At 63.7% G+C, this 24,370-nt stretch carries 21 protein-coding genes and 2 tRNA genes; 15 read left to right on the top strand and 8 right to left on the bottom strand.

The annotated features are described in order from the left end of the window. The first annotated feature begins 107 nt into the window (after positions 1–107). Together Har1131_RS02210 and Har1131_RS02205 are read left to right on the top strand one after the other, a co-directional pair. Positions 108–560 (top strand): TRAM domain-containing protein, encoded by a 453-nt coding sequence (locus Har1131_RS02210; RefSeq protein WP_014039063.1) that lies wholly within the window; start codon positions 108–110, stop codon positions 558–560. Between the two features lie 74 nt (positions 561–634). Then, positions 635–1,417 carry an SDR family oxidoreductase gene (locus Har1131_RS02205; protein ID WP_151144883.1) on the top strand — a complete coding sequence of 261 codons (783 nt, stop codon included), beginning with the start codon at positions 635–637 and terminating at the stop codon, positions 1,415–1,417. 21 nt (positions 1,418–1,438) lie between these two features. Here Har1131_RS02205 and Har1131_RS02200 read toward each other — a convergent pair whose 3' ends face one another. Both Har1131_RS02200 and Har1131_RS02195 read right to left on the bottom strand, forming a co-directional pair. After that, positions 1,439–2,434, bottom strand: coding sequence for a mannose-1-phosphate guanylyltransferase (locus Har1131_RS02200; protein WP_050037311.1), 996 nt, complete (start codon positions 2,432–2,434; stop codon positions 1,439–1,441). Positions 2,435–2,516: 82 nt separating this feature from the next. Next, positions 2,517–2,801: a hypothetical protein gene (locus Har1131_RS02195; protein ID WP_004960042.1), complete on the bottom strand. Its 285-nt coding sequence runs from the start codon at positions 2,799–2,801 to the stop codon at positions 2,517–2,519. A 178-nt stretch (positions 2,802–2,979) separates the two neighbouring features. Here Har1131_RS02195 and Har1131_RS02190 point away from each other — a divergent pair, with 178 nt between their 5' ends. Together Har1131_RS02190 and Har1131_RS02185 are read left to right on the top strand one after the other, a co-directional pair. Continuing rightward, positions 2,980–3,924 carry a replication protein A gene (locus Har1131_RS02190; RefSeq protein WP_014039066.1) on the top strand — a complete coding sequence of 315 codons (945 nt, stop codon included), beginning with the start codon at positions 2,980–2,982 and terminating at the stop codon, positions 3,922–3,924. Then, positions 3,925–4,539: an RPA family protein gene (locus tag Har1131_RS02185; RefSeq protein ID WP_014039067.1), complete on the top strand. Its 615-nt coding sequence runs from the start codon at positions 3,925–3,927 to the stop codon at positions 4,537–4,539. Positions 4,540–4,585: 46 nt separating this feature from the next. Here the strand turns inward: Har1131_RS02185 and Har1131_RS02180 are convergent, their stop codons facing one another. Continuing rightward, on the bottom strand, positions 4,586–5,014 hold the full coding sequence (locus tag Har1131_RS02180; protein WP_014039068.1) for a VOC family protein: 429 nt from the start codon (positions 5,012–5,014) through the stop codon (positions 4,586–4,588). Between the two features lie 133 nt (positions 5,015–5,147). Here Har1131_RS02180 and Har1131_RS02175 point away from each other — a divergent pair, with 133 nt between their 5' ends. Further along, a complete protein-coding gene (locus Har1131_RS02175; protein ID WP_004515935.1) occupies positions 5,148–5,582 on the top strand; it encodes a CopG family transcriptional regulator in 435 nt (144 codons plus the stop codon). Here the strand turns inward: Har1131_RS02175 and Har1131_RS02170 are convergent. After that, on the bottom strand, positions 5,574–6,026 hold the full coding sequence (locus tag Har1131_RS02170) for a DUF5814 domain-containing protein (protein WP_004590290.1): 453 nt from the start codon (positions 6,024–6,026) through the stop codon (positions 5,574–5,576). The genes Har1131_RS02175 and Har1131_RS02170 overlap by 9 nt on opposite strands. Positions 6,027–6,287: 261 nt before the next feature. Here Har1131_RS02170 and Har1131_RS02165 point away from each other — a divergent pair. The 4 genes from Har1131_RS02165 to Har1131_RS02150 all read left to right on the top strand — a co-directional run bounded on the left by Har1131_RS02165 (position 6,288) and on the right by Har1131_RS02150 (position 8,365). Next, positions 6,288–6,358, top strand: a tRNA-His gene (locus Har1131_RS02165). Positions 6,359–6,464: 106 nt separating this feature from the next. Then, on the top strand, positions 6,465–7,313 hold the full coding sequence (locus Har1131_RS02160; RefSeq protein ID WP_079980815.1) for an HNH endonuclease: 849 nt from the start codon (positions 6,465–6,467) through the stop codon (positions 7,311–7,313). A gap of 43 nt (positions 7,314–7,356) precedes the next feature. After that, positions 7,357–7,635: a hypothetical protein gene (locus tag Har1131_RS02155; RefSeq protein ID WP_014039070.1), complete on the top strand. Its 279-nt coding sequence runs from the start codon at positions 7,357–7,359 to the stop codon at positions 7,633–7,635. An 82-nt stretch (positions 7,636–7,717) separates the two neighbouring features. Continuing rightward, positions 7,718–8,365: a phosphoribosyltransferase gene (locus Har1131_RS02150; protein ID WP_044951553.1), complete on the top strand. Its 648-nt coding sequence runs from the start codon at positions 7,718–7,720 to the stop codon at positions 8,363–8,365. Between the two features lie 3 nt (positions 8,366–8,368). Here the strand turns inward: Har1131_RS02150 and Har1131_RS02145 are convergent, their stop codons facing one another. Next, positions 8,369–9,574, bottom strand: a complete 1,206-nt coding sequence (locus Har1131_RS02145) for a CBS domain-containing protein (protein WP_014039072.1) — start codon at positions 9,572–9,574, stop codon at positions 8,369–8,371. Between the two features lie 100 nt (positions 9,575–9,674). Here Har1131_RS02145 and Har1131_RS02140 point away from each other — a divergent pair, with 100 nt between their 5' ends. From Har1131_RS02140 to Har1131_RS02130, 3 genes are all read left to right on the top strand, one after another. Continuing rightward, a complete protein-coding gene (locus Har1131_RS02140; RefSeq protein WP_050037314.1) occupies positions 9,675–10,040 on the top strand; it encodes a cupin domain-containing protein in 366 nt (121 codons plus the stop codon). A 286-nt stretch (positions 10,041–10,326) separates the two neighbouring features. Beyond that, entirely contained in the window at positions 10,327–12,372 is a 2,046-nt protein-coding gene (locus tag Har1131_RS02135; protein ID WP_050037315.1) for a DEAD/DEAH box helicase, read from the top strand. 79 nt (positions 12,373–12,451) lie between these two features. Next, entirely contained in the window at positions 12,452–14,629 is a 2,178-nt protein-coding gene (locus Har1131_RS02130; protein ID WP_151144879.1) for a hypothetical protein, read from the top strand. Positions 14,630–14,665: 36 nt separating this feature from the next. On the opposite strand, the gene Har1131_RS21585 is transcribed toward Har1131_RS02130, so the two are convergent. Then, positions 14,666–14,839 (bottom strand): hypothetical protein, encoded by a 174-nt coding sequence (locus tag Har1131_RS21585; RefSeq protein WP_014039076.1) that lies wholly within the window; start codon positions 14,837–14,839, stop codon positions 14,666–14,668. A 142-nt stretch (positions 14,840–14,981) separates the two neighbouring features. On the opposite strand from Har1131_RS21585, the gene Har1131_RS02125 reads away from it, so the two are divergent. Together Har1131_RS02125 and Har1131_RS02120 are read left to right on the top strand one after the other, a co-directional pair. Further along, positions 14,982–16,856: an SLC13 family permease gene (locus Har1131_RS02125; protein WP_014039077.1), complete on the top strand. Its 1,875-nt coding sequence runs from the start codon at positions 14,982–14,984 to the stop codon at positions 16,854–16,856. A 55-nt stretch (positions 16,857–16,911) separates the two neighbouring features. Continuing rightward, a tRNA-Pro gene (locus Har1131_RS02120) sits at positions 16,912–16,984 on the top strand. Between the two features lie 184 nt (positions 16,985–17,168). On the opposite strand, the gene Har1131_RS02115 is transcribed toward Har1131_RS02120, so the two are convergent. Further along, positions 17,169–19,541: a methyl-accepting chemotaxis protein gene (locus Har1131_RS02115; protein WP_151144869.1), complete on the bottom strand. Its 2,373-nt coding sequence runs from the start codon at positions 19,539–19,541 to the stop codon at positions 17,169–17,171. After that, a complete protein-coding gene (locus tag Har1131_RS02110) occupies positions 19,541–20,686 on the bottom strand; it encodes a BMP family protein (protein WP_014039079.1) in 1,146 nt (381 codons plus the stop codon). Before Har1131_RS02110 ends, Har1131_RS02115 begins: the two co-directional genes overlap by 1 nt. Before the next feature lie 156 nt (positions 20,687–20,842). Between Har1131_RS02110 and Har1131_RS02105 the strand changes: the two genes are divergently transcribed. Continuing rightward, the gene (locus Har1131_RS02105; RefSeq protein WP_014039080.1) at positions 20,843–24,370 is read left to right on the top strand and encodes an LAGLIDADG family homing endonuclease; all 3,528 of its coding nucleotides are present in this window, start codon (positions 20,843–20,845) and stop codon (positions 24,368–24,370) included.

The raw sequence follows: 24,370 nt of genomic DNA, 5'->3' as shown, positions 1-24,370 counted from the left end.
AGTGGCAGTAAAGTGTGTGCCGGTGAAAATCTCAAACGTAATAACAGGCTGTGCGGCGCGGAGATGGGGTCGCAAGCGTTTTGCCAGCGGCCACGTTATCCCCTGATATGGCCGATTGTCCGCTCGCAGACGACTGTCCCAAATTCACCGAACGAATCCAGGGGATGGGCTGTACCCACTACGGCGACCGTGGCGGCGCCGAGTGGTGCAATCACTACAACCAGCCGATCTCGGAGCTCAAGAGCCAGCCGGTCAAGATGGGCGAGGAAGTCGCCGTCGACGTCGAGGACATCCACGAGAGCGGTGCCGGCGTCGGTCGGACCGAGGACGGCTTCATCATCATGGTGGACGGCGTGCTCCCGCCGGCCCGCTCGCTGGTCAAGGTGACGAACGTCCACTCGAACCACGCCCGCGCCGAGGAGGTCGAGCGACTGGAGATGGACGAAGAGCTCTCCGAATCCGAAACCAGCGAGAGCGACACCGATACCGACGAGACGGACGACGACCCCGACGACGACGGCCGGCGTCTCGGGAGCCGGGACAACTTCTGGGGCAGCTAGGCCGCTGTGCAGTCACGGTAACTGGGACAGTTTGCGAGCGGGACTTTTTGGGACAGTCGGTACTTCTCCCGGACATGGACCTCGAACTCGATGGCAACGCAGCGCTGTGTACCGCCGCGACGAGCGGCCTCGGACTCGCGAGCGCCGAAGCCCTCGCCGCTGAGGGTGCCGACGTGGCCGTCTGTGGCCGAACGCCGGACCACGTCGATGAGGCGCGGGACCGGCTCGAATCAATCGGCGACGGCGACGTACTGGCGGTCGAGGCCGACATCACCGACCCCGACCAGATCGAAGCGCTCGTCGAGGAGACCGTCGACACCTTCGGCGGCCTCGACCACGTCGTTACCAGCACCGGCGGCCCGGCCCCCGGACCGTTCATGGAGACGACCGAACGGGACTGGTACGGCGCGTACGACCTGCTGGTGATGAGCGCCGTCTGGACCACCCGGACCGCCTATCCGTATCTCCGGGACTCCGACGACGGTACTATCGTCAACATCACCTCCCGATCCGTCAGGGAGGTCATCGACGACCTGGTGCTCTCGAACGCTGTCCGCCGGGCCGTCATCGGCCTGATGAAGACCCAGGCCCGCGAGTTCGCGCCGGAGGTCCGCGTCAACGCCGTCCTCCCCGGTGCACACGAGACGCCCCGCATCGAGGAACTCGTCGAGGCGGCCGTCGAGCGCGGCGAGTACGATTCCTACGAGGAGGGTATCGAATCCTGGTCCGACGCGCCGCTCCAGCGCGTCGGCCAGCCCGAGGAACTCGGAGACGTGGTGGCGTTCCTCTCGTCGGCCCGCTCCTCCTACGTCACCGGGACGGCCCTGCCCGTCGACGGCGGCGCGATGCGGAGCTAACAGCCCTGGCCGCCGATCCGCTCAGAATCGCTCGTCATCGCGTAGCTCCGACACGACCTCCCGAACGCGCTGAGCCTCGTCTTTCGGGACGACGAGTGTTCGGTTGTCGAAGGACGCCACCACGAGGTCTTCGACGCCGACGGCGCTGACGTGCCCGTCGCTCGCCAGCACGTTCCCATCGGCGTCGATGGTGACCGCCTCCCCCAGCACCGCGTTTCCGTCTTGTTTGTCGAGGATGCGCTCGAAGGCGTCCCACGAGCCCAGGTCGTCCCAGTCCAGCGCCGCCGGGACGACGAAGGCGTTCTCGGCTTCTTCGAGCACAGCGTAGTCGATGCTCACCGGGTCAACAGCGGCAAAGGCGGCGTCATGGTCCCCGTCGTCGAGTCGCTCGACCATGGGTGCAAGCGGCGACGACGCCGCGGCGGACAGGAGGGCCGTCGGCGTCCACGCGAACAGGCCGGCGTTCCAGTAGAACCCCTCCCGGACGTACTCCGTCGCGGTCTCCCGGTCCGGCTTCTCGTGGAACGTTTCGACCGGCGCGAAGCCGTTCTCGGACGGCCCGGGCTTGATGTAGCCGTAGCCGGTCGCCGGCCGGTCGGGCTCAATGCCGACGGTAACAAGCCCCTCGGTTTCCACTGCGACTCGCGCGGCCGTTCGTGCGACCGTCTCGAACGGCCCCGAAATCCGGTGGTCGCTTGGCAGACACAGCAGAACACAATCGCCGACCTGCTCGCGGATGCGGTGGGCCGCATACGCCAGTGCCGGCCCGGTGTCTTTCGGTTCCGGTTCGGTCAACACTGCTGCATTCGGGACGTGCTCCCGGACCCCGTCGGCGAACGAGTCCCGAGTCAGCACGTAGGTCTCGTCGGCCAACCCGACCCGACTGACAGTCTCGGCGAGTAGCGATTCGTCTTCCCCGAAGGAGAGAAACTGTTTGGGGCGGTCGCTCCGACTCGCCGGATACAGGCGCGTGCCGGTGCCGCCGGCCAGGACGAGCGCGACGATTGGTCGCTCCATACTCGGGCTTTGCCCAGCCAGTGCTAAAATGTTGTACTGGCGACCGAGGAGAGTACCAACAGAACCCACTGCCGTCAGCGAGTTACCACGTTTCTATCGTCCCGTCCCTGATGTCTTCGACACAGCCCTGACAGTCCGGACTCTCTGCGTCGTAGCAGACTGGCCGACGCTGCTCGTCCATCGACACCGCGCGGTACTCGGCGTGGCGGCGACAGACGATTCGAGCCCGGCCCTCCTCGTCCCTGGGCAGGCCGGCCTCCGCCGACCGCTTGCCGTTTTTGTAGGCCTTCTTCGCGTCCGAGAGCTGCTGCTCGGCCGACCGCAAGGTATCTCGGATGAACCGTGCGAGTCGGTCGTCGTCGGCCATACTGACCGTTGTGCCCCGCGACAAATCAATCTTCTCGCGTGGCTCTCGCGCCGCGACTGTGGGACCGCAACACCCTCACTCACTTTCACTTTCACTCCGCTGGGCGAGTGTTTATATCCGAAGGCGACCAAGCGTCGGATGTCTCCCAACGAAAACCAGGCGGAGACAGTGAAAGCCAATGACTGAGTCAGATTTGCGTACCCACGCGACAGAGATACACGAGCAGTTTTCCGACCAGCTAGAGATCGACGTCGACGACGTCGTCGAGCGGCTCGATACGCTGGTGAACGACTATCAGGTCCCCATCAGTGAGGCCCGCCGGAGCGTCGTCAACACGTACCTCGACGAGGCTGGTATGGACCGCGACCAGCTGGGCGGCGGCGACGGCGGCGGCAACGAGCAAGTGAACGTCGCCGATGTCGACGCCCCCGAGGAGTGGGTCGACGTTCGCGCGACGGTCGTCGAACTCTGGGAGCCGCGCGCCGACGCCGTGGCCCAGGTCGGCTTGTTGGGCGACGAGACGGGCACGATCAAGTTCACGAAGTGGTCGAAGTCCGACCTCCCGTCGCTCGAAGAAGGGAAGTCCTACGCCCTGCGCAACGTCGTCACCGACGAGTACCAGGGCCGCTTCTCCGTGAAGCTCAACCGGACGACCACTATCGAGGAACTCGACGAGGCAATTGAGGTCGGCGACGACAGCGTCGAGGCCGAGGGCGCGCTGGTCGACATCCAGTCGGGCTCCGGGCTCATCAAGCGCTGTCCGGAGGACGACTGCACGCGCGTCCTCCAGAACGGCCGCTGTAGCGAACACGGCGAGGTCGAAGGCGAGTTCGACCTCCGAATCAAGGGCGTCCTCGACGACGGCGAGGAGGTCACCGAGGTCATCTTCGACGAGGACGCGACCGAGGAGCTGACCGGCATCGCCCTCGAAGAGGCGAAGGAGATGGCGATGGACGCGCTCGACACCACCGTTGTCGCCGACGAGATGCGACAGAAAATCCTCGGCCGGTATTACCGCGTCCGCGGTCCGACGTTTGGCCGCTACTTGCTCGCCGACGAGCAGGAGCGACTGACCGGGGCCGTGGATGCAGACGAGATTCTCATCAAAGCGAGGTCGATCTAAATGGCGAGTACACCCACCCGCGAGGTCGCACGGCGCGTCTTCGCACGCGAGTTCAACGACGCGAGCTACACGTTCAAGGAATCCGACGACGACCGCGCGCCGGTGTACGTCCTCCTGCCGACCGGCCAGCGCGCCAACCGCGTGTTCCTGGTCGGGACCCTCACCGAAACCGAAGACGTCGGTGAGGACAGCGAGTACTGGCAGGGCCGGGTCGTCGACCCCAACGGCGACACGTTCTTCATGTACGCCGGGCAGTACCAGCCCGACGCGGCGTCGATGCTGCGCGAACTGGAGCCGCCGGCCTACGTCGCTGTCGTCGGCAAGCCACGCACCTACGAGACCGACGAGGGCGAAGTGAACGTCTCGATCCGCCCCGAGTCCATCTCGAAGGTCGACGAAGCGACGCGGGACCGCTGGGTCGTGGAAACGGCCGAGCGAACGCTTGACCGGGTCAAGCGGTACAAGGAAGCCGACATGGAGGACCCGGCCACTGACGAGTATATCTCGATGGCTGACGAGGAGTACGAGCAGTTGTCAATCGAGAACTATCGGCAGTCGGTCGTCGGCGCGCTGGAGAGCCTGCAGGACGAACAGGCCGAAGCCAGCGCGGACTGACCGCGGCACCGTCCTCGATTTTTCGCTGCTGGCAGGTCGACCGGCGCTACGGCTCTAGTAGCTCGATTCGGTTCCCTTCTGGATCGACGACGAACATGATCGTCGTCCCGCTCTCGGTCGTTTGCGGGCCGCTGAGCGTTTCGACATCATCGGGTAGTCGGTCGGCGACCGCATCGAGGTCGTCGACTTCCAGCCCGGGATGGGTCGCTCCCGGTCGATTGAGGTCCGGGTCCGGCATCGCCTCGCCTTCCGGCTCGTAGCTCGCCAGTTCCAGACGCGCGCCGCCGGCGTCGAGGTGCACCAGTTCGGCGCTGGCCCCTTCGATGTCGACGGCGGTGCCGAACGCCTCGTCACCGACCGAGAAGCGCGTCAGCACGTCGAGTCCGAGCACGTCGCGGTAGAACTCGACGGCGCGGTCCAGATCGCTGACGATGATACCGAAGTGGTGAGCGGTCGCGTCGATGTCTGTCGCCATCTCTGCCGATACCGAGGTCGGCCGGCGGTTAAATCACAGCGGTTCGACTGTTGCGACTCACGGCTACCAGGGAATCGGTCCGGTAGCGTCTGACAAACGATTAAATACGTTGCTACTAAAACAGTACGTAACTATGGGCAACAAAAACAAGACTATCTCCTTTCGCGTCAGCGAGGACAAATTCGAAACCCTCCGCGAAATCGCCGAGGAACGCGATATCTCGCTGTCCGCCGTCTTCCGGGATTACGTCGACACGCTTGTTTCCCACGACGGTCAGGTGAAGGTCGCGCCGGAACACGAGTTCGAGGACGACGCAACCGAGACCAGTACCGAGAGCTTCCCGCCGAAAGTCGAAGTTCCGAAGAGCTTCGTCCGCGAGCACGAGCGACTCGAACTCGAAGCCGAACACCTCCGTGAACAACTGGAAGAACACAAGCGCTACGTCACGAAGCTCCGCCAGCAACTCGACGAGATGGATCAAGACGAGGTCATTCATCTCGAAGACCTCGATCAGGGCGAAGAGGAAGACGCCTCCTATCGCATCGGCAGCTTCGACGACCTAGAGTAACCGCTGGCGTTTCTGCTGTACGTCCTCGGCGACGTCGTCGCGCCCATCGACATCGGCCAGGGTTTCCACGGCTTCTAACGTTCTGACGGAGTTATCGAGGAAAGAGAGCACGTCGCCCGGATACGCATACAGCATGTAGTCGTCGCTCATCACGTCGACGATTGCGTCCGGCCCCATTCCCTGTTCGCGCAGTTCCAGCAGGTACGAGATGAACTTCCGCTCGGCACAACCACAGTGGGGGTTGGCCTCACAGTCACAGTCGAGGAAGTCCTCAGCGAAATCCAGGACTCGCTCTCTGGAGGCTTCGTCGAGCTTTGCCAACCCCTCGCCCTGAAACAGGATGTCCAGCGTCGCACCCTTGAACGCCCCCTTCGGGAAGCTCGTCTCTAGCTGGGAGGCGAGCTGCTGGTGGTTCTTGACGTAGATTTTGTCCGTGATGGCCACGCGTGCCTCTCTGTACGCGTCGGCTGTGTAAAAGCGTCTCGAAGCAGCCGGTGAGCTATCGTAACAATTGAAATGGTTTACACACTGACCGCATTGCAGGCGTGCGAGCAGGTGTGCACTGATTTTCAATGGCTACTATAGTCGAACTCAACTCCGAACCGACGTGCCACCGCTGTCACGCGCTCTCACGACTCACTGGTTCCCCGATTCGTAACGTATTTCTGTTCCAGCGGAATATCTATGATTGCCTCAATAAGCGTGTCCGGGTTGGGGTAGTGGTATCCTTCAGCCTTGTGGTGGCTGAGACGTGGGTTCAATTCCCGCACCCGGACTGTATCAATTTTCTTATATGTTTTGAACCGAGGACATCAGTACGTTTAGTTTTACTTTCACCCCACTCGGCTCATATTTACTATCTACTACGTTCTTGTCTGCCCTGTGAAAGAGTTTGACTGTCCGACATGTGGTCGGGTATTCGATAGTCGACGTGGTCTTGGGGTGCATCATAGCCGCGTCCACGACGAACGGCTACCGAATAGAGAGTGCAACCATTGTGGAGATTCCTTCTACTGTGAGTCCGCCCGAGCCTACTGTTCGAAGCACTGCCACGATGCCGCTGTATCGTACGAAGGAAAAGCCAATCCGAACTTTTCGGATGCGACAGAGCAGACGAATTGCGAGGTCTGTGGCGCGAAGTTCGAGTATTACCCGTCGGAGAAAGATGGGGTATACTGCTCTGACTGTGTCGAGAACGCGGCGTGGCGCGACCCGCCACAAATTTCTGGAGCTGCACACCACTCGTGGTCCGGTGGCAAACTATCGGTCTCCTGTGACGTTTGCGACGCCCGCATTGAGCGATATCCGAGTCAGATTCAGAGTGAAGTCGTCCTCTGCAGCCGTGACTGCCACGCGGAGTGGCTTTCGGCGGCGTTCACCGGTGACGGGCATCCGAACTGGCGCGGCGGTGGCGTGGGCGAGTACGGACCGGGATGGCGGTCGGTGCGCGAGCAGGCCCTGGCGCGGGACGACCACGCTTGCGTGCTGTGTGGCACTGCTGCCGAGGAACTGGGACGGAACCCGGATGTGCACCACATCGTGCCGGTTCGGCTGTTCGCCGTGATGCCAGCGCTCGCCGTCCGGGACGCACACACGCTTGACAACGTCGTCTCGCTGTGTCCGGGCTGTCACCGTCGAGCCGAGTTCGGTCACGTTTCGCGGGCGGAGTTGCGTTGGCGGGCCGGTATCCCTCGAATAGATACCCCCGTCGCAGGCGGCGCGATGGCGTAACTGGACCGGAATCTACACAATCAGTCCCGCCGCCAGTACGCGTATGTCACCAACTGTCGACGAACTGCGGAACGAGATCCGCGAGGCTGTCGGGCGGTACGAACGCCCGGTCTCGACTGCTTTCACCAAGGAAGCTCTGGCGGCCATCTGCGAAGCTGTCGGGTACGATATCGACACGGACCGACTGCCGTCGAAGCCGCAGATGCGGGCGGGGATTCTCTGGACAATCGGCGAGCGCGAGGACGACGACCCGGCGGACGCGGAACAGCCCTTCCGGAAGGGAGAACTCGAAGCGATTGCCGCGGCGCTGTCCGACGAGTAACGGTGCCCTTCGGCTGGTGCGAGGTTTCCAGTTGACCGTCAGAATGCGGAGCTATTTGCTTCCCGACAGCGAATTAACCAGTATGGCACGCAACCGCTCCCCGACGTTCGAGAACAGGCAAACTGCCGGTCGACGGCTGGGAGAGGCGTTGCGCGAGCGAGATATCGCGGTCGACATCGTCCTCGCGATACCGCGCGGTGGGCTGCCAGTGGGCCGCCCCGTCGCCGACGCGCTCGACGTCCCGCTGGACATCGCGGTCGCAAAGAAGATCGGCGCACCGAACAACCCCGAGTACGCTATCGGCGCCGTCGCCGCGGACGGAGCGGTCTGGCTCAACACCGATGTCATCGAGCAACGCGAGATACCCCGGGACTACGTTGCGAGCACACGAGCGGAGATGGCGGAAGCCGCCCGACAGAAGGCCCAGCGCTACCGCAGTTCGGAGTCGTCGCCGACACTTACCGGGAAGCGAGTCTGCCTCGTCGACGACGGCGTGGCGACGGGCGCGACGGCGCGGGCCTGCATCGAGCAGATCCGACAGGCCGGTCCCGAGCGACTCGTGCTTGCGGTGCCGGTCGCTTCGCCGCGGGCGATTTCGGACCTCGAAGCGCTGGTCGACGAGGTGGTCTGCTTGGAGGTCCCGTCGGCGTTCCGCGCCGTCGGCCAGTACTACGAGCAGTTCGACCAGGTTTCCGACGAGGACGCGATGTCGTATCTCGACGGCGAGTGACCGTTACCGCTCTATCCCTGATTCCGGCCGGACAGTCTCGGTCTCCGTCTCACCGATGGGGGTAAAGTCGCCGCTGGACTTGATAATCGAGAGCGCTGTCATGATGTCTGTCCGGGTGAGTAACCCCTCGAAGGAGTCGTCCTCGTCAGTGACGAGCAGGCGACCGACGGAGTTCTGCTGGAGCGAGGTCAGCGCGTCCATCACATCGGTCTCCGGACTGATTGTGATGATTTCCGTCGTCATCACGTCGCCGACGGTGTAGGCCTCGCGCTCGACCTCCTGAACGGCGCGGGCGTCTTCGAGCGTGACGAGGCCGACGACCTCGCCGCCGCGCTCGACCGGATAGCCGGTGTGACGCTCCTTGAACATCGTCTGGATGAGTTCCCGGACGGACATGTCCTCGGGGACTGTCGTTACGTGGTCCGCCGGCGTCATCACGTCCGCGACGGTGACGCCCTCGAACGCGGCCCGCATCGAGGTCTGGCGGGACTCGCCCGCCGCGCCGATGTAGATGAAGAAGGCCAGGCCGGCGAGGAAGATATTTCCGAGGACGAAGATGCCAAACAGGCCGAGGAAGACGGCGAACACCTTCCCGACTTCGGCGGCGATGGTGGTGGCTCTGGCGTACGACCGCCGGCGGGCCAGCAGCGCGCGCAGGACGCGGCCGCCATCCATCGGGAAGCCGGGGAGCATATTGAACGCCGCCAGTGCGATGTTCATCAGCGCCAGATAGCCGAGGATGAACCGTGCTGATTCGATGGCTGTCGCCGCACCGCTTGGGAGAAGCTGGAACGCGACGAAACAGACAGCGCCGACGGCGATACTGACGATGGGGCCGGCAATAGCGATGACCAGCTCCTGTTTCCAGTCTTCGGGCATCTCGCTGAGCTGGGCGATGCCGCCGAACAGCCAGAGCGTGATGGAGTCAATAGGGAAGCCATAGCGGATAGCGACGAGGGAGTGGCCGAGTTCGTGGAGGACGACGCCGGTGAACAGGCCGAGGGCCGCACCGATGCCGAGTACCCAGACGAGCGCGCCGTCGGTGAGGACGGCCGCGTCCAGCCCGGCGTTCAGCGTCCCGTTCAACAGCTCGGTCGTCTGCTCGATCTGTGTCCCGATAATCCAGGCGAACAGCGGTAGCACGAGGAGAAATGTCAGGTCCAACTGGATCGGGATTCCGAACGCGCTTCCGATGCGGAACCGGCGCATACCCGTCGCTTATCGGGGGACGGTCTTAAGCCCCCTTGGCGGAACTGCCGTGGTAACCGACGCCGGTACGCCTTTGCGGCGCGCCCGCGATGGACCGCACATGAGCGACCCACTGATTCGCCGCGCTGACGACATCGAGTACGAGGCCGTCGACGCAGCCGACGGGCTGGAAAAGGGCGTCCTCATCGGCGAGGAGGGGGGCGGCGGCAACCTCGCAATCCGTCGCTTCACGCTTGCCCCCGGCGGCAGCGTGCCGAAACATACTAACGACATCGAACACGAGCAGTACGTCCTTTCGGGGCGGTATACCGTCGGTATCGAAGGCGAGGAACACGACGTCGAAGCCGGCGACAGCCTCCACATCCCCGCCGGCGCTGTCCACTGGTACCGCAACGACGGCGACGAACCGGGCGCGTTCCTCTGTGCGGTTCCCGCCGGCGACGACGAAATCAAACTGCAAGGGTGACCCGGAGCAACAGTTCACTTCTCCCCGTACTTGGAACAGTGCGGGCCAGACTGCCCTACCCGTCGCTCGTTGGACAAGCCATGCTGGGTGGGACTGAAAGGGGCGGTCGGCTACGCGAACCCCGACGACGCAAGCACTGTACCGAGCGAAGCGAGGGAAGCGCACAGCGAGGCGCGGGAGCGTAGCCGACCGGGGCTTTCCGGCTGTTTAAATCAACTGTCACAGCACCAGTAACACCCACAGCTAGTCCGAACCGCTCAAGTAGCGCAGTCGCCACTAGATAATTGTGTCACAGCAGGCCGCACAGGTAGAGACGCTGTTCCTCCACGAACATGGCGAGGAGTTCCGCGTCGCCGCCCACCGGGACGGCGAGCGGCTCTTCCACGGAATCCTCGAACTCAAGGAGACCGACGCCGGCCCCCGCCCGCGTCGGCTCCGCGTCAAGGACGGGACCAGCGAGGAGCTTCGCTCGCCCGACCAGTTCGTCGACCTCGCCCGCCGTGCGGCCCGCATTCGTATTTCCGAGCAGACTGCTCCGCGTGCACGCGAGCGCATCCGAGAGATGCTCGACGCGTACCAGATCGAGGCCAAGGTCGTCCGGACCTGTCGGCTGTGTGCCTCCGACGGGCGCTACTCGCCGATTACCAGCGAGACGGCTATCGAGACTGACGACGAGACCATCTGCCCGGAGTGCGCTCGCCAGCAGCTCGACCGAGAACTCGCCTACAAAGGAAACATCGGCGGCGACGCTCGCGACCGGCTCGAAGAGCTCCTGCTCGAAGTGCAGGACCTCGACCGCGTGACGAACCTCCTGTCGGGCCAGCTGGACCCGGACCTGACGAAGTTCGACGAGATTTCGGCGACCGTCGACGAGGTCGACCCCGTTCGCGTTGATTCGCTGGACCTCCATCCCGGGATGCAGGAGCATCTCGAATCCCGGTTCGACACGCTCCTGCCGGTCCAGAGCCTCGCCGTCGAGCACGGGGCCACGGAGGGCCGCGACCAGCTGGTCGTGAGCGCGACGGCGACGGGGAAGACGCTCATCGGCGAGATGGCCGGCATCGACCGCGTCCTGAACAACAAGGGCACGATGCTGTTTCTCGTCCCGCTGGTCGCGCTTGCAAACCAGAAATACGAGCAGTTTCAGGACCGCTACGGCGACATGGTCGACGTGTCGCTGCGCGTGGGCGCGAGCCGCATCGCCGACGAGGGCGGACGCTTCGACCCCGAAGCCGATGTCATCGTCGGGACCTACGAGGGAATCGACCACGCGCTCCGGACCGGCAAGGACCTCGGGACGGTCGGTACGGTCGTCATCGACGAGGTCCATACGCTCGGCGAGGACGAGCGAGGCCACCGCCTCGACGGCCTGATTTCCAGACTCAAATACTACTGCGAGTCCGGCGGCGCACCCGACAGCGGCGACACGCAATGGATCTATCTCTCGGCGACGGTCGGCAACCCCGGCCAGCTGGCCGACCAGCTCCGGGCGACGCTCATCGAGTTCGAGGAGCGGCCGGTCCCCATCGAGCGCCACGTCACGTTCGCCGACGGCCGCGAGAAGATCGAGACCGAAAAGAAGCTCGTCAAGCGAGCCTTCGACAACAAGTCGAGCAAGGGGTACCGCGGCCAGACCATCATCTTCACGAACTCCCGACGCCGGTGTCACCAGATTTCACGCAAACTGGAGTACAGCTCCGCGCCGTACCACGCCGGGCTGGACAACCGGAAGCGACAGCGGGTCGAGCGGCAGTTCGCTGATCAGGACCTCGCGGCGGTCGTGACGACGGCGGCGCTGGCGGCGGGGGTCGACTTCCCGGCCTCGCAGGTCATCTTCGACTCGCTTGCGATGGGTATCGAGTGGCTCACCGTTCAGGAGTTCAGCCAGATGCTCGGCCGGGCTGGTCGCCCGGACTACCACGACAAGGGCACCGTCTACATGCTGGTCGAGCCGGACTGTTCGTACCACAACAGCATGGAGATGACCGAGGACGAGGTGGCGTTCAAGCTCCTGAAAGGCGAGATGGAGCCGGTCATCACCCGCTACGACGAGGGCGCGGCCGTCGAGGAGACGCTGGCGAACGTCACCGTCGCCGGCAAGCAGGCCAAGCGGCTCAACGACCGGATGGTCGGCGAGGTCCCGACCAAGCACGCGCTCGGGAAGCTACTGGAGTACGAATTTATCGACGGGCTCTCACCGACGCCGCTCGGCCGAGCCGTGACCCGGCACTTCCTCGCGCCCGACGAGTCGTTCCAGCTGCTCGACGGCATCCGAAAGGGACAGCACCCCTACGAGATCGTCGCCGACATGGAACTGCGCGACGAGCACTGAGCCGCGTTCGTTCCGCAGACCTGTCGGCCAAGTATCCTTTCGGCGTACATTCTTGTAGCGGCACGTACTTCCGGTGTCCATGGGCCTGTTCGATACGATCCGTCGCGCCGTCGGTGGCGATGACTCGTCGACCGACGGAGACGAGCGGGCGGCCGGGGGCGACCCGCCGTCCGACGATGGGCCGGACCTTCTGGATACAGCGACGCTCGACCCGACGACGTTCCGGGAGTACGCCGAGCACGTCGTCGACGGCGCGGACCCGCTGACGTTCGACCCCGACGCACTCGCACGCCTCGATACGGCTATCGAGGAGAGCTACGACGGCAAAACCGTCGGCGACGCCGCGAGTGTGACGACCTACACCGAGAACACGGTTCGGTTCGGAAGCTACCTCGGCGAACTCCTCGTGCGGGCGTACGACGGCAAGTGGGTCCAGTCAGACGGTCGATGGGGCGTCGCTGTCGCCGGCCCGGACGATGAGGTGGGTGTCGCGGTGTTCGACGTGGCCGCTCGCTCGTTCGCCGACAAACCGGTGTTTGCGGCCGTCGTGACGCGTCTGGAATCCGACCTGGAACTGGATAGCATACAGAGTACCGACGACGGAGGTCTGACAGAGCCGGGCGCGGACGAAATCGACGCCGACAGTGTCGTCTCCGAGCCGACACGGATCGTCCGTCGAGTTGACGACGGACAGGCGGACGAACGCGACGGACCGCCCGAACCGACGGCAACAGATGAGCGAAGTGAGGCAACTGCCGGCGACACCGCTGCTACCGATTCGTCCCAGGCCATCGAAACAGAGCCGACCCGAATCGTCCGGCGGGTCGAATCCGAGTCGGAAGGCGAAGACCGGCCGGACGACACCGACCCCACACCAGCCGTCAGTGAGGCCGCTGACGAGCCAGAGAACGAGCCACCGTGGGGCAGTGACGACGCCGACGGTTCGACCGCTGACATCGGCGAGGACGCAGAGCCCGAGACGACCGAGTCAGCGTCAGACGATGCCGGCAGCGAGCCGTCGGCCGCTAAAACCACCGAGGAGGGGTCGACTATCGACTCAAGCGATGCGGAGCCGGCCACCGAACCCGCTGCCGAGCAATCGGCTGTTGATACTGCCGATGAGCAACCAACGGCCGAAACACCGGCAGCGGACTCGACCTTCGACGCCGCTGAAGACGGACCGACTGCTGACACGACTGATGCTGTCGAGACGACGGCCGATGCCGATGATACCGCTGATATGGCCACTGCCGACGAAGCGGCCGCGTACATCGACGAAGCGGAACCGGCAGCCGACAGTGCTACAGCGGACCCCTCGGACGAAGCGCCGGCGGCCGAGACACTTCCCGAAGACTCGGCTATCGACACTCGCGACGAGGATCGAACTGTCGACGCGCCCGCGGGAGCGGCAACCGACACATCTGCTGACGAAGCAGTGACCGATACAGCCGACGACGGAGCGGCCAGGGAATCGATAGACGACGAATCAAAGCCCGATATCTCGCCGGATGCGTCGTCAGACGTCGCTACAGACGCGGAGGCGGTTTCCGAAACCACGGGTGACGAGTCGCCTGCAGACACCGCTGACGCCGCGGGGGTCGATGACCCGCCGGCAGCCGTTGCGGAATCCGACGCCGTGGAACAGTCCGATGATCGTCCCGACACATCGGCTCCTGTCGGGGATGTCGAGGCGTCTGATGCCACTGAGACTGCACCGTCACAGGACGCAACCGCTGACGAGACGCCTGATACGGCGGCCGCTGACGAACGTGAGCAGCCTGCTTCCACCGGCAGCGACTCGACCGCTGGCTCGGCGGCCCGCGCGTGGGAGCCCGGAACAGTCCGCGCAGAACACGCCGACACCGCCGTCGAGTTCGCCGACTTCTGGGGCGAACACGACCTCGATTTCTCGCCGGCCTCGCTTTCGCGGCTCGACGATCTGGTCGACGCGGAGTGGGACGACGAGCGATTCGCCGAGACGACGTTCGGGAGCGACGACTCCTTCGACGACCGCGCGTTCACCAGTGTCGTGCGGGAACTCGGCGGCTACTTCGGCGAAGTACTCGTCCGGCAACTCGACGGCAAGTGGACCGACGAGACGGACCACGAAGCGGCCGTCGTCGTCGGCGGACCGGGCGGGCAGTTCGCCATCCCCGTCTTCGAGGTCGCGATAACCTCGCTCAGAAAACAGGCGGTGTTCGGCCGGAGCTACGACGCCCTGCTCGAAGACCTGGGTCGTGACGGGCCGACGCGGTGAGCAACGCGACACCGGCCAGGCGGTTTCTCGCTGTTGCTAGTCAGAGATGGGTATGACTGACGTGCTCCCGCATTCGGGACACTCGTCGTGGTCCGTGTAGAGGAGCGTATCACACTCGATACACCGGTGGGTGGCTTCGTCGTCGGACGCGTTCCCGACCTCCTGTTTCAGCTCCTCGACTTTTCGACCGAGATCGTTGAAAAGGCTCATTGCCACTCCTTCGGCCCGGACAGGGATAAACGTCGGCTGCCTGGTCAGGGTGTGAGCGGACGCCACCGCACGCAAACGACCCATGCTTTTGTCACTGGCGGCGCAGGGGCCAGACGTGTCGCTGCCACCTGTTACGCCGGGGATGTTGTTCGTCTTCGCGGTTATCGTCGCTGCGCTGGTGCTGTTTGCGACGGAGGCGCTGCCAGTCGACGTGACTGCTATCGCCGTCATGGTCGCGCTGATGCTGGCCGAACCGGTGACGGTGCTCGCGACCGACCTCGGGTTGCTTGCCGAGCCGGTGTACGTGTTACACCAGGCCGGTGACGGGATTTCGCCGCTGGACCGCGGGCTCTCTGGCTTCGCCTCGACGGCGACCATAACGGTGCTGGCGATGTTCATCCTCTCCGACGGCGTCCAGCGGACCGGCATCGTCCAGATTCTCGGCGCGAAAATCGCCTCGCTGACCGGGGACAGCGAAACGAGACAGCTCAGTGCGACCGTCGGGCTGGTCGCGCCTATCTCCGGGTTCATCAACAACACCGCCGCCGTCGCCATCCTCCTGCCGATGGTCACCGACATCGCGCACAAGGGCAAGCTCTCGCCGTCGAAACTGCTGCTGCCGCTGTCCTACGCCTCGATGTTCGGCGGGATGCTGACCCTCATCGGCACCTCGACGAACATCCTCGCCTCGCAGCTCTCGGCGGAACTGCTCGGCCGCCCGTTCAGCATGTTCGAGTTCACCCAGCTCGGCATCATTGTGACCATCGTCGGGACGATCTACCTGCTCACCGTCGGTCGCTATCTGGTCCCGTCGCGTATCCCAGCCGAGGAGGACCTCACCGAGGAGTTCGAGATGGGTGAGTACCTCACCGAGGTCGTCGTCCGCGAGGACTCCCCGCTCATCGGTCAGACCGTCGAGGAGGCCCTCAGGGTATCTGAGTTCGACGTGGACATCGTCCAGCTGGTCCGCGAGAAACGAACGTTCCTCGAACCCTTCGGCCAGAAAACGATTCGGGCCGGCGACGTCTTCGCGATTCGGACGGGCCGGGACACGCTCGTCGACCTCCTCGACGTCGAAGGGCTGGACGTGATTCCCGAAGTCGAGGTCGGTGAGGCAGAACTGGAGGCCGCAAACGAGCGAAAGAACCTCGTCGAGGTCGTCGTCGCTCCCGGCTCCTCGCTCATCGGTGAGACGCTCGTCTCCACGAGCTTCCGCCAGCGCTACGACGCAACCGTGCTGGCACTTCGCCACGGCCAGGAGCTGTACCGCCAGCGGATGGACCACGTCAAACTCCGCATCGGCGATACGCTGCTGGTGCAGGCCACCCCCGACAGCATCGACCGCCTCAACCGCAACAACGACTTCATCGTCGCCCAGGAGGTCGAACGGCCGGACTTCCGCCGGTCGAAGATTCCCGTCGCGGTCGGCATCGTCGCCGCCGTCGTCGGCGTTGCCGCGTTGACTCCGATTCACATCGTCATCTCAGCGCTGGGCGGCGCGCTCGCGATGGTCCTCACCGGCTGTCTCCGCCCGTCGGAACTGTACGACGCCGTCCAGTGGGACGTCGTCTTCCTGCTTGCCGGCGTCATCCCGCTGGGTGTCGCCCTGCAGGAGACCGGCGGCGCTGACCTGCTCGCGGAGCTGTTCGTCATGGGTGCCGGCAGCGTCCTCACCGCCGGGGGCGGCCTCGCCGTCGTCCTCGGGCTGATGTATCTCGTCACGGCGCTGTTGACGAACATCATCTCGAACAACGCCTCCGTTGTGCTGATGATTCCGGTCGCTATCGAAACGGCCCAGCAACTGAATGCCAACGCCTTCGCGTTCGTCCTCGCCGTCACCTTCGCCGCCTCGACGGCCTTTATGACGCCGGTCGGGTACCAGACGAACCTCCTCGTCTACGGTCCCGGTGGATACCGCTTCACTGACTACCTCCGCGTCGGAGCGCCGCTACAGGCCGTCTTCGCCGTCGTGACCACGCTCGGCATCGCGTACTTCTGGGGCCTCGCTCCCGCGTGACACAGCGGCCTCGCAACGAAACCCTTTACTCGCTGTCCGGTCGAGATGTTGATGCGGGATCGTGGGGTAGCTTGGTAACCTTCGGGCCTTGGGTGCCCGCGCCCCTAGTTCAAATCTGGGCGATCCCATCCCTACCACACTCGAAGTGGCCCTTTTGCCGCTTCTACTGTCGTTCCTTCAGATACTCGTTCTGATCGTCCCTCGCAGTCATCGTTCTTCGTAGTCGTACTCGCGTTCCGACTGCCGCCGACATGCTACCAGCGAATACCCGAGCCACACTGCGAAAAGAAGCCGTAGCGATGGCACGCCGCGCTAGTCGCCAGTCCCGTCGGGGATGGAACGCGTAGTGCGCTCCTCGCTGGCACCGTCGGCATCGCCGTGGTCGTCTCCCCCGCCACTGGTGTCGAACTGATCGACAGTCGCGGCCAGCGAGTCGGCGCGGTCGCGGAGTTCGTCCGCGCTCTGGGCGATTTCAGCGACGGACGCGGACTGCTCCTCGGCGGCCGCCGATACCTGCTCGGCGTCCTCTGTCACGTTCTGGCTGATCTCGGAAACTCCATCGACGCGGTGGACGACGCTCTGTGTCGCGTCGGCCTGGTCTTCGGTGGCATCCGCAATCTCCTGAATCCCGTCGTTGGCGTCCTCGATTGCCTCGACGGTATCCTCGATGGCGTCGGCAGCCTCGCGGACAGTCTCGACACCGGTGTCGATGTGGTCGCTGGTCGCGCGGATGTCCGTGACAGTCTCGTCGGTCTCCGTCTGCACGGCCGCGATTTCGGCCTCTATCTCTGCGGCCGCCTGTTTCGTCTCCTCCGCGAGGTTCTTGACCTCGTCGGCGACAACGGCGAAGCCCTCGCCGTCCTTGTCGGCACGGGCGGCCTCGATGTTGGCGTTCAGGGCGAGCATATTCGTCTGCTCGGCGATATCCGAGATGAAGTCGACGATCTCGCCGATGTCGTCCATCCGCTCCTGTAGCGCGAGAATCTGGTCGACCGCGTCTGCCGAGCGGGACTCGATTTCAGCCATGTCGTCGATGGCCGACTCGGCGGCTTCCCGGCCCGCTTCGCCACGGTCGACGGCTTCTCTGGCCGTCTCTGCGACCGTCGTCGACGACGCTGCGACTTCCTCGATGCTCGCCGATAGCTGGTCCATCTCGGCGGCGGCCTCCTCGAGGTCGTCGTGCTGTCTGATAGCGCCGTCGGCGATCTCCTGTATGCGGTCACTGACGGTCTGGCTCGTCGTCTCGATTTCCTCGGCCCCGGTTGCGACCTCGATTGTGGCATTCGCGACCTCGTCGGCGAACGCCGCGACCTCGCTGACGGTGGCTTCGAGGCCGTCGAGCATCGCGTTGAACTCCACTGCGACTTCCCGCATCGCCGTCTCTTCCGCGTCCTCGTCGAGTCGCTCCGTGAGGTCACCGTCGGCGATGTCTTGCATCACCGCGCTGTACTCGGTGGCGCGCTCCTGCAGACGCTGGCTGGCTTCCTCTGCCTCGGCCCGTGCGTCTTCTGCTTCCGTACGCAGCTCTTCGGCTTCCGCCCGCGCCGTCTTCGCTTCCTCGACCGCATCCTCCGCTTCCTGAATGCGGTTCTGCAGCGAGACTCGCATATCGTCAAACGTCCCGTAGAGCCGGCCGATTTCGTCGGCACGGTTCGTCGAGAGGTCGACATCGAAGTCCCCGGCCTCGATGCGTTCGGCACGGTCTCGCAGCTGCTTCAGGGGGTCGACCGTGCGTTTCCCAAGCACGAGACCGACAGCCGACAACGAAACGAGCGCCAGCAGTACAAGCAGTCCGACCGTCTGACCGACCGTATCCCGGACACTGAACGCCTGGGCCGTGTCCAGGCTCGTAACAGTGACCCAGTTGGTGGTCGGGACGGGCGCGAACGCGTACACGCGACCATCGGCAACCGCTGTCACCGGTGCTGCAGTGCCGTTCGCGTCGCGGATCGCCGCGAGGCTCTCACTATGGGTGTCGGCATCGAACTCGCGGTCGATGTTCAACACCGTCTCGTCGTTAGTGTTCAGAATCGTGGTTTCCTTCGTGGAATTGGCATCGCTGAGCCGGTCGACCTGGCTCTGGATGCGCGTGACGACGACGAGGTACGAGCCGTCGCGCTTCGGGACCGAGCTAGCGAACGCCATCACGGGCTCGTCGTTGAGGACCGGTGAGCGGTACGACCGACTACTCGACCACACCTGACTGTTGTTCCCGGGTCCTTCCGGCACTTCGGCGGCCGTCCACGGCGCGTCAAGTTCGGATAGCGACCGCCCCTCCAGCGGGAGTTCCGTGCTGGCGACCACTTCGCCACGAGTATCGTTTACGAGGTGCATACTGACAACATCGTCGGGCAGTAGCTGGTCCTGCAACAGGATGTACGCCGCGGCGCGCCGGTCGCTCCGGAGCGGTTCGCCCTGTGAGACGGAGCGCGTGTGCGTGCGTTGCTGTTCGACCCACGAGCCGATAGAGCCCCCCTCCAGCTGGCTGGTCTCGGCGAGCTGTCCGGTCGTCTGGCGTTCGACGGCTGTGGATGTCGCCTGGAAGGTGAACGCGCCAGCGCCCGCGATGACGAGCAACACGGCAAGGAACGCAACAGCGAACTTCGCAGCGAACCGCTGCCGGACAAACTCGGGAGCGACCCGATCAAGCGCGCTCGCCAGTCCGTCGAGCGGACCGCCCGCCATCAGGCACCACCCGTGTTGGAGCGCTCAGTGGGTACGTCGATGTCGCCGGCGGCGACCTGCTCCCGCGACGTCGACAGCGCCTCCCTGACATCGTCGGGAATTGCCGGTTCGAGGGAGGTGCCATAGACGACGCCGACGCCGTCACTATCCAGCCCGAGAGAGACCACCTCACCAGCGGGAAGGCTGTCCGTGACCGTCGCCGTCGCAGCGTCGTAGACGGCTACGTTCACCCGCTTGACCATGCTCGCGAGCACGACGTCCGCGTACCGGGGATTACTGCGGGACTGGTCCGAGTCAACACCGATTGCGTACCGGCCACTGGCCTGTGCGGCCTGGAAGATGCCGACACCTGCGCCACCCGCTGCGTGGTAGACGATGTCCGCCCCATCATCGTACATCCCGGCTGCGATGTCGCGGGCGCCCTGCACGTCGTCGAAATTCCCGAGATACTCCGTGAGGACATCGACGTCCGTGTTGGCGTACTCGACGCCGGCTCTGAAGCCGGCCTCGAACTTGTGGATGAGGGGCTGGTCGAGGCCGCCGACGAATCCGACGGTCGTCTCGTCCGGGTTCGTCGAGCCTGCCCCGAGGTCGATATCTCTGGTCGTGAGCAGCCCAGCGAGGTTCCCGGCCTGGAACGATCCCTCGTGTTCGCGGAACACGTAACTCGCCACGTTGTCGGCCTCTACGACAGAGTCGACGATCATGAATTGCTGGTCTGTGTACTCCGGTGCAGTCTCAGACAGCCCCTCGGCCTGCAGGAATCCGATACAGCAGATCAGGTCGTATGGTGGGTTCGTCGAACTCGCCAGTTCGGCCTGTACCTCGGCGAAGCCGGCGACGCTGTTTGGCTCGTGGTTCGTGTATTCGACCCCATCATCGAGCCGCGCGCGCTGAATGCCGCGGTTCGCCGCATCGTTGAACGAGCGGTCATCCAGCCCGCCCAGTGCGTACACCATTCCGACAGTCGCCGCCGCATCGCTCACGCCGATGTCGCTTTCCGTCGCTTGCTGGCTGTCGCCGGTGTCCTCGTCTCCGCTCCCTCCGAAATCCCCGAAGCGGCCTGCACAGCCGGCGAGCGTTGCGGTCGCGGCCGCGCTGCCGCTGGCGAGGAGCCGACGCCTTGTGATTTTTTGATCGCGCACGGTTATTCTACTCTGAGTGAATCAGGTATACCAGCAAAAACTACTGGTCCCAATTCTCGGCACTGATACTAATAGTACCCCAATGCCGCCTCATTTCAGTTCCACCCCGGTTTGCGAACCTTCTTAGGCCAGTGGGCATAACCACTGTCCACTCAAATGGCGACCGCCGAGAACACCGAACTCATCGACCGCTTCGAGGAGTTCTACCGCAACTACTACCGCAACGAGATCGGTGAGCTCGCCCAGAAATATCCGAACGACCAGAAATCGCTGTATATCGACTGGGACGATCTCTATCGCTTCGACCCGGACCTGGCCGACGACTACCGCACCAAGCCCGAGCAGATTCAGGAGTACGCCGAGGAGGCCCTGCGACTGTACGACCTGCCGGTGGACGTGTCGCTCGGACAGGCCCACGTCCGCGTCCGGAACCTCCCCGAGTCGGAGGACATCCGCGACCTGCGCCACGAACACCACGGCAACCTCGTCGCCGTCAGGGGCATCATCCGGAAAGCGACCGACGTGCGCCCGAAGGTCATCGAGGCGGCTTTCGAGTGCCAGCGCTGTGGGACGCTCACGCGCATCCCCCAGACCGCCGGCGACTTCCAGGAACCCCACGACTGCCAGGGCTGTGAACGACAGGGGCCGTTCCGGCTCAACACCGACCAGTCCCAGTTCATCGACGCCCAGAAGCTCCGCGTGCAGGAGTCCCCCGAAGGCCTGCGTGGCGGGGAGACACCCCAGTCCATCGACATCAACATCGAGGACGACATCACAGGCCACGTCACTGCGGGCGATCACGTCCGCGTGACCGGCATCCTCAAGCTCGACCAGCGGGGCAACGACAACGAGAAGTCCCCGATGTTCGACATCTACATGGAGGGCGTCAGCGTCGAAATCGAGGACGAGCAGTTCGAGGACATGGAGATCACCGACGCCGACAAGAAGGAGATCGTCGAACTCTCCAACGAAGCTGACATCTACGACAAGATGGTCGGGGCCATCGCACCCTCCATCTACGGCTACGAGAAGGAGAAGCTCGCGATGATGCTCCAGCTCTTCTCGGGCGTGACCAAAGAGCTTCCTGACGGATCTCGGATACGTGGAGATCTCCATATGTTGCTGATAGGAGATCCGGGGACGGGGAAATGCGTCCACGGTGACACGCGAGTAACTCTCGCAGACGGCCACGAACGGCCGATACGAGAGGTCGTTGAATCGAACTTAGATGATCCCAAACCAGTCGACGACGGCGTGTGGGACACTGTTGATTTCGATGTCCCGTCACTCCAATCCGATGGAACAGTAGCCACGCAAAACGCGACCAAGGTTTGGAAGCGCAAGGCACCGGAAACACTGTATCGGATACGAACCGCGACCGGTCGTGAACTCGATGTAACACCGTCACATCCACTGTTCGTCCAATCTAACGGGCGGTTTCAGGCCAGGAAAGCCGAGGAATTAGAGAGCGGGACACACGTTGCCGTTCCACGGAAGGTTTCCACAAATGCCCGTAACGAACTGGATGTCACGTTCCGACAATCACAGGCCCACAACAGAATCGACCTTGACCTTCCACCGCAGTGGACACCCGAACTGGCCCGTCTGATCGGTTATATTGTTGCCGAGGGGTACGTCGAGCAACGTCCGGATAACACGGGGTATGTTTCGATAACCAATAACGACCGCGAAGTTCTCGATGACGCGAAATCTGTTCTGGAGACACTGAACCTCAACGTTACGGAACGGAGTTCACACGAGGGGAAGACCACCCGCGAACTGTTGTGTTCTGCCGGCGAGTTCGTGAGCTTCCTCGCATCTCTGGACGAAACGTTGCTCCAGTCCTCGGCGGAGAGACGCGTTCCGCAAGATATCATGCGAGCCAGCGACAACGTTGTCACCGGATTTATTCGAGGCTATATCGAGGGAGAGGGACACGTTTCGACATCACAGCGGGAGATTACTGTTGCTTCGATGAGTAAACCGCTGCTGGAAGATGTTCGAACTCTGCTCGTCACACAAGGAATCACGGCACAACTCCAACCCCGGAACAACGGTAGCTACCGGCTTCGAATCTCCGGAAACTCCTTCCACGACTACGCCGAACAAATCGGATTCATCACAGCGCGAAAGACCGAAGCGTGCCGGCAGTTCGAGGGAACCCACGGAAATACGAACCTTGATATTGTCCCCAATCTGGGTCCGGAACTCCGTCGCATCCGGGAAGCACTTGGACTGACGCAATCCGAGTGCGGCCTCCCGCGTTCGACGTATCAACACTACGAGCGGGGACGCCGAAACCCAAGCCGTGACAGTCTCGAATCGGTTCTCGATGCGTTCCAGGCACGGTTGGCTGAGATGAACAATGACACACCTATCAGCGACACTGCGCGTAGCGACGGCGGCGGAACGGGGTCACTCCGTCAAGACCTGGATTCACTCACTGCATTCGTCGAAGGCGATATGGCATGGGACCGGATCGAATCGATAGAACCTATCGAACACGACGAAAAGTGGGTCTACGACCTCGAAATCGAGGGAACACACAACTATCTCACTAACGGCGTGGTCTCGCATAACTCACAGATGCTGTCATATATCGAGAATATCGCACCACGCTCTGTCTACACCTCCGGCAAAGGGTCGTCGAGCGCGGGGCTCACTGCGGCCGCCGTGCGCGACGACTTCGGCGACGGCCAGCAGTGGACGCTGGAAGCGGGCGCGCTCGTGCTCGCAGACCAGGGCATCGCCGCTATCGACGAACTCGATAAGATGTCTCCGGAAGACCGCTCCGCGATGCACGAAGCGCTGGAACAGCAGCGTATCAGCGTCTCGAAGGCTGGAATCAACGCGACACTCAAATCCCGCTGTTCGCTGCTGGGCGCGGCCAACCCCAAGTACGGCCGCTTCGACCAGTACGAACCCATCGGGGAGCAGATCGACCTCGAACCGGCGCTCATCTCCCGGTTCGACCTCATCTTCACCGTGACGGACAAGCCCGACGAGGAGAAAGACCGGAACCTCGCCGAGCACATCATCCAGACCAACTACGCCGGCGAACTCCACACGCACCGGACGGAAAACCCCACTTCGAATTTCAGCGAGGAGGAGGTCGGGACCGTCACCGAGGAGGTCGCGCCGACAATCGAACCGGACCTCCTCCGGAAGTACGTCGCCTACGCGAAGCGCAACTGCTTCCCGACGATGACCGAGGAGGCAAAGAGCCGTATCGAGGACTTCTACGTCGACCTACGGATGAAGGGACAGGACGAGGACGCGCCGGTGCCCGTCACCGCCCGGAAACTGGAGGCGCTGGTCCGATTGGCCGAGGCCTCTGCACGTATACGCCTCTCTGACACCGTCGACGAAGCCGACGCCGACCGGGCGGTCGACATCGCCCACTACTGCCTGAAGGAGATCGGCGTCGACCCCGAGACCGGCGAGTTCGACGCCGATGTGGTCGAGACCGGCCAGTCAAAGACCCAGCGCGACCGCATCCAGAACATCAAAGGCATCATTTCGGACATCGAAGACGAGTACGACGAGGGCGCACCCGCCGACGTGGTCATCGAACGCGCCGAGGAGGTCGGCATCGACGAGTCGAAGGCCGAACACGAGATCGACAAGCTGAAACAGAAAGGTGAGGTGTACGAGCCCCGGACGGACCACCTCCGGACGACCTGA

The organism is Haloarcula sp. CBA1131 (assembly GCF_008728975.1).
In the GTDB taxonomy this organism is placed as follows: Archaea; Halobacteriota; Halobacteria; order Halobacteriales; family Haloarculaceae; genus Haloarcula; species Haloarcula hispanica.
This window is presented reverse-complemented; position numbering and strand designations above follow the sequence as displayed.

Excerpts from the sequence above, each read along its gene's own strand:
- Har1131_RS02200 (WP_050037311.1), bottom strand. The coding sequence starts at position 2,434 with ATGGAGCGACCAATCGTCGCGCTCGTCCTGGCCGGCGGCACCGGCACG.
- Har1131_RS02175 (WP_004515935.1), top strand. The coding sequence starts at position 5,148 with ATGGGCAACAAAAACAAGACTATCTCCTTTCGCGTCAGCGAGGACAAA.
- Har1131_RS02205 (WP_151144883.1), top strand. The coding sequence starts at position 635 with ATGGACCTCGAACTCGATGGCAACGCAGCGCTGTGTACCGCCGCGACG.
- Har1131_RS02185 (WP_014039067.1), top strand. The coding sequence starts at position 3,925 with ATGGCGAGTACACCCACCCGCGAGGTCGCACGGCGCGTCTTCGCACGC.
- Har1131_RS02190 (WP_014039066.1), top strand. The coding sequence starts at position 2,980 with ATGACTGAGTCAGATTTGCGTACCCACGCGACAGAGATACACGAGCAG.
- Har1131_RS21585 (WP_014039076.1), bottom strand. The coding sequence starts at position 14,839 with ATGAGCCTTTTCAACGATCTCGGTCGAAAAGTCGAGGAGCTGAAACAG.
- Har1131_RS02125 (WP_014039077.1), top strand. The coding sequence starts at position 14,982 with ATGTTGTTCGTCTTCGCGGTTATCGTCGCTGCGCTGGTGCTGTTTGCG.
- Har1131_RS02145 (WP_014039072.1), bottom strand. The coding sequence starts at position 9,574 with ATGCGCCGGTTCCGCATCGGAAGCGCGTTCGGAATCCCGATCCAGTTG.
- Har1131_RS02130 (WP_151144879.1), top strand. The coding sequence starts at position 12,452 with ATGGGCCTGTTCGATACGATCCGTCGCGCCGTCGGTGGCGATGACTCG.
- Har1131_RS02195 (WP_004960042.1), bottom strand. The coding sequence starts at position 2,801 with ATGGCCGACGACGACCGACTCGCACGGTTCATCCGAGATACCTTGCGG.
- Har1131_RS02180 (WP_014039068.1), bottom strand. The coding sequence starts at position 5,014 with ATGGCGACAGACATCGACGCGACCGCTCACCACTTCGGTATCATCGTC.
- Har1131_RS02150 (WP_044951553.1), top strand. The coding sequence starts at position 7,718 with ATGGCACGCAACCGCTCCCCGACGTTCGAGAACAGGCAAACTGCCGGT.
- Har1131_RS02115 (WP_151144869.1), bottom strand. The coding sequence starts at position 19,541 with ATGGCGGGCGGTCCGCTCGACGGACTGGCGAGCGCGCTTGATCGGGTC.
- Har1131_RS02140 (WP_050037314.1), top strand. The coding sequence starts at position 9,675 with ATGAGCGACCCACTGATTCGCCGCGCTGACGACATCGAGTACGAGGCC.
- Har1131_RS02210 (WP_014039063.1), top strand. The coding sequence starts at position 108 with ATGGCCGATTGTCCGCTCGCAGACGACTGTCCCAAATTCACCGAACGA.
- Har1131_RS02105 (WP_014039080.1), top strand. The coding sequence starts at position 20,843 with ATGGCGACCGCCGAGAACACCGAACTCATCGACCGCTTCGAGGAGTTC.
- Har1131_RS02155 (WP_014039070.1), top strand. The coding sequence starts at position 7,357 with ATGTCACCAACTGTCGACGAACTGCGGAACGAGATCCGCGAGGCTGTC.